Below are 5,367 nucleotides of genomic sequence, written 5' to 3' on the forward strand. Positions count from 1 at the left end.
GTCGAGGCGCCTCCCGCCAAGGACGCCTCCCAGGCCGCCGGCGGCACGAGGCCCGCGTCCGGTGAACCCGGCGGCTCCGGCGCATCCGGTGCGGCCGGTGACGTCGATGGCGCCTCGGGACGCGTGATGCCCGTGGTGCTGTCTGCCCGAGCCGCGTCGCCGCGAGCGCAGGCCGAGCGGCTGCGGGCGTTCCTCGACGCGGGCGACGACGTTCGCCTCGCTGACGTCGGCTTCTCGCTCGCCACCACGCGGGCGGTGTTCGAGAACCGGGCGGTGCTGCTCGCCAGGGACATCGACGGTCTTCGCTCGGATCTCGAGCCGCTGGCGTCGGGACGGCCGACGCCGACCGTCGTCGAGGGCGTCGCGGCCACCGAACGGCCGTCCGTCGTCTTCGTCTTCCCCGGTCAGGGCAGCCAGTGGGAGGGCATGGCGACCGAGCTGTTGAAGACCGCGCCCGTGTTCGCGGCCGCCATGGCCGAGTGCGAGCGGGAGCTGTCCGCGTACGTCGACTGGTCGCTGACCGATGTGCTGTGCGGCGTGGCCGGGGCGCCCACGCTCGACCGGATCGACGTCGTCCAGCCGGTCCTGTTCGCCGTGATGGTCTCGCTGGCCGCGATGTGGCGGTCGTACGGCGTCGAGCCGGCGGCGGTCGTCGGCCACTCGCAGGGCGAGGTCGCCGCCGCGTACGTCGCGGGAGCGCTGTCCCTGGCCGACGCCGCGCGGATCATCGCGCTGCGGAGCAAGGTGCTGCTGGAGATCGTCGGGCAGGGCGGCATGATGTCCGTCCCGCTGCCGCTTGACGCGGTCGTCCAGCGGCTGGAGGCGTCGTGGTCCGGGCGCCTGTCGGTCGCGGCGGTCAACGGCCCGTCGTCGACGGTCGTCTCCGGTGATACGCCGGCGCTGGAGGAGCTGCGCGCCGAACTGCTCGCCGAGCGGGTCGACGCCCGTGTGATCGGCGCCTCCTGCGCCGGCCATTCGGCGCACGTCGAGCCCCTACAGGAGACGGTCACCACGCTGCTCGGCCCGATCGCGCCGGTCGCGTCGTCGGTGCCCTTCTTCTCGACGATCACGGGGGGCTGGATCGACACCAACGCGCTCGACGCCGGCTACTGGTACCGCAATCTTCGTGAGACGGTGCGCCTGTCCGACGCAGTCCGCGGCCTGCTCGACGAGGGACATCGCGTGTTCGTCGAGATGAGTCCCCACCCGGTCCTCGGTGTCGGAATCAGCGAGACGGTCGAGGCCTGGTCGGAGTCGGTCTCGGGATCAGCGCCCCCAGACGCCGACCACGTCCGCGTCGCCGAGGGCGCCACCGCGAACGCGGCGACAACGGCGGCCGCTGAGGGTGGCGTGGCCCGCGACGGCGAGGTGCTGGTCATCGGATCGCTGCGGCGCGACCATGGCGGTCTCGATCAGCTCCTCGCTTCGATCGCGAAGGTCTTCGTGTTCGGCGTCCCGGTGGACTGGGCGGCGAGCTTCGTGGGAACCGGAGCACGCCGCATCGACGTCCCGACCTATTCCTTCCAGCACCGCCACTTCTGGCTGACGCGCGGGTCCGGGACGGCCGACGTCGCCGCCGCCGGCCTGAGCGCCGCGGACCATCCGATACTTGGCGCGGCGTTGGAGCTCGCCGGAGGCGACGGCGTCGTCCTGACGGGACGACTATCGCTGCGGACTCACCCGTGGCTCGCCGATCATCGTGTGTTCAACACGGTCATACTGCCCGGCACGGCCTTCGTCGAACTGGCCGTCCGCGCGGGCGACCAGGTTGGCTGCGATCTCGTCGAGCAGCTCACGCTCACCGTGCCGCTCGTCATTCCGCTCCAGGGGGCGGTACGGCTTCAGGTGTCCGTCAGCCAACCCGGACCCGACGGTCGGCGCGAGCTGACCATCCACTCCCGGCCCGAAGACGCGCCGGGTGACGGATCGGCGACCGGCGACGGATTCGGCGCAGGGACAACCTGGACGGAGCACGCCACCGGCGTCCTCGTCGACACCGGGCAGGATGCCGACGCCACCGCGGTCGCGGGCGTTCGGGCGATCGGCGGCCCGCCCGCGGGGGCGGCCGATCTCGCAGGCGTGTGGCCGCCGCCCGGGGCGAGCGCGGTCGACCTCGACGGCGTCTACGACCGACTCGCCGCGTGCGGCTACGGCTACGGCGCCGCGTTCCAGGGACTGCGGCGGGTGTGGACGCGCGACGGGGTGATCTTCGCCGACGTCGTGCTCGGCGGGGACCAGCGGTCCGAGGCGGGTCGGTTCCTCCTGCATCCCGCGCTGCTTGACGCTGCCCTCCACACCCTCCTGCTCGGAGTGGTACGTACCGACGGCGAGGTCGGACTGCCGTTCGCCTGGTCCGGGGTGACGATCCGCGCCTCGGGCGCGTCCACCCTGCGCGCGCGGCTTGCCCCACGCACAACGCGCGACGGGTCGGCGAGCGTCTCGCTCGTCGTCGCCGACCCGTCCGGCGCGCTCGTCGCCGTTGCCGACGAGCTGACGCTGCGGCCGGTGTCCGAGGAGGCCCTGCGCGCCGCCGCCGGCGGCGTGGCGCGGGAGGCGCTGTTCCGTGTCCACTGGACAGCCGTGCCGCCGCGGGAGGGCCCGCCCGCGAGATGGGCGCTCATCGGCGACGGTCGTCTCGCCGGAGGCGAGGGGAACCGCTGGTCAGGGCTCTGGCCGGACATCGACGCGCTCGTGGACGCGATCGGTCGTGGCGCCGTTGACGTGCCGGAGGTCGCGGTGCTCGCCGTCACGACGGAGGGCATGGACGAGTGGCCGGACACCATCGCGCGGGCTGACGAGGACGCGCGGGCTGACGACGGGAGCGGCTCGCCGCAGCCGTCGGCCGACGTCGCGCGGTCCGCGCACGCCGCCGCCAGTCGCGCGCTCGCCGCGGTCCAGCGGTGGCTCGCGGATGAGCGCCTCACCGCGTCTCGCCTCGTCGTCGTCACCCGTGACGCGGTCGCGCTGCCCGGACAGCGCGCCGTCGACCTGGCGCGGGCGGGAGTCTGGGGTCTGGTCCGGGCGGCGCGCACGGAGAACCCCGGCCGTTTCCTGCTCGTCGACCTCGACAGTTCCGCGGCCGGCGACGTCGAGGAAACGCTGGTGAGGGCTGTCGCCACGGCACTCGCCGCCGACGAGCCGGAGCTCGCGGTGCGCGCCGGCGAGTTGTTCGCGCCTCGCCTCGGTCGCGTCGGACGGGGCGACGCGCCGCTTCCGATGGTCGACGACCCGGACTATCGACTCGTCGTCACGGAGCCGGGGACGTTGGGCAACCTCGCCTTCGTGCCCGCCCCGGAGGTACGAGCGCCGCTGGCCGCCGGGCAGGTCCGGCTCTCGGTGCGGGCCGGCGGGCTGAACTTCCGCGACGTGCTGATCACGTTGGGACTGGTGACCCAGGACAACGCCATCATGGGCGCGGAAGGCGCGGGCGTCGTTGTCGAGGTCGGTCCGGGGGTGACGGACCTGCGGCCGGGCGACCGGGTGATGGGCTACTTCCCAGGCGCGTTCGGGCCCACCGCCGTCGCCGACCGGCGGTTGCTCGCCCGCGTGCCGGACGGGTGGACCTTCGCCCAGGCGGCCACCGTCCCGGTCGTGTTCCTCACCGCGTACTACGGCCTCGTCGACCTCGGCGCGGTTGGGCCAGGCGACAGGGTCCTGATCCACGCGGCGGCAGGAGGCGTCGGCATTGCCGCCGTCCAGCTCGCCCGCCACCTCGGCGCCGAGGTCTTCGGTACGGCCAGTCCGTCCAAATGGGGCACCTTGCGCGCGCTCGGCCTGGACGACGACCACATCGCCAGTTCGCGCACCCTCGACTTCGCCGAACGGTTCCGGGCCGCGACCGGCGGCCGGGGCGTGGACGTCGTGCTCAACTCCCTCGCTGACGAGTTCATCGACGCGTCGCTGGCCCTGCTCGCGCCGAACGGCCAGTTCCTGGAAATGGGCAAGACGGATATTCGCGACCGCACCGAGGTGGCGGCTGCTCATCCGGGTGTGCGCTACCAGGTCTACGACCTGGTAGCGCTGGCCCGGACTGATCGCGCTGCCGACGGGAGCGCCCTGCCGGGCGCCGTCCCAGAGCGTCTCCAGGAGATCCTGGCAGTTGTCCTCGACCTGTTCGAGCGGGGCGTGCTGACGCCCCTGCCGCTGACGTCGTGGGACGTCCGCCGGGCGCCGGAGGCATTCCGGCACCTGTCACAGGCGCGCGGCGTCGGCAAGGTCGCGCTCACGGTGCCGCGCACGCTGGACCCGGACGGCACGGTTCTGATCACGGGCGCCACGGGCACGCTCGGCACGCTCGCCGCTCGGCATCTCGTCGCCGCGTACGGCGCGCGTCACCTGCTGCTGGTATCGCGTCGCGGGCTCGACGCGCCCGGCGCCGCGCGGCTGCGAGACGAGCTCGTCGGCCTTGGAGCCGAGGTGACCGTCGCGGCCTGCGACGTGGCCGACCGCCGCGCGCTCGCGGCGCTGCTGGCCACTGTCCCGGCGTGCCACCCGCTCACCGCCGTGATCCACACGGCCGGCGTGTTGGACGACGGGGTCGTCGCGACGATGACGCCCGAGCAGCTCGTCGCCGTCCTCCGGCCCAAGATCGACGCTGCCTGCAACCTCCACGAGCTGACCCGGGACGCCGACCTCGCCGCGTTTGTGCTCTACTCGTCCATCGCCGGCCTGCTCGGCGCGGCTGGCCAGGCGAACTACGCGGCGGCGAACGCCTTCCTCGACGCCCTCGCCTGGCATCGGCGGACGCTGGGCCTGCCCGCGCTCTCCCTGGCGTGGGGCCTGTGGGGCGAGGCCAGCGGTATGACCAGCCACCTCGTCGAAGCCGACCTGCGCAGGATGACCCGCTCGGGCCTGCTGCCGCTGTCGGCGGAGGACGGCATGGCGCTGTTCGACGCGGCGGACGGCGTCGCCGAGCCCGTCGTCGTCCCGACCCGACTGGATGCCGCGGCTGTCCGGCGCGGTCCGCTCGGGTCCTCCCCACTGCCGCGGGGTCTGACGCGGCCCGCTTCGCGACGGGCGGGCGTTACGGGTGATGCGGTGGACGGCGCGGGCGGGGCCGACGGGACGATATCCCTCGTCGACCGGCTCACGCCCATGACCGAGGTGGAGAGGCGGCGCACTCTCGTCGACCTGGTGGTCTTCGAGGTCGCGGCTGTTCTCGGGCACGCCGATCCCGACGCGGTCGACCGTGACCGGGCCTTCAGGGAGATCGGCTTCGACTCGCTGACCGCCGTCGAGCTGCGCAACCGCTTGGTTTCGCTCAGCGGACAGCGGCTGCCGGCGACGCTCGTCTTCGATTATCCGACGCCGCTGGAGCTCGCCGAGTTCCTGCATGAGCGGTTGCCGCTGCCCGAGTACTCCGCCGAT

Annotated in this window: 1 protein-coding gene; it reads left to right on the plus strand. The window is 73.4% G+C overall.

What is annotated here, in order from left to right; genetic code table 11:
- On the plus strand, positions 1 to 5,367 hold a 5,367-nt coding region (locus tag U9983_RS26520), incomplete at both ends, for an SDR family NAD(P)-dependent oxidoreductase (RefSeq protein WP_322756626.1).

Origin of the sequence: Protofrankia sp. Cas3, assembly GCF_963555955.1 — a bacterium.
GTDB lineage: Bacteria > Actinomycetota > Actinomycetes > Frankiales > Frankiaceae > Protofrankia.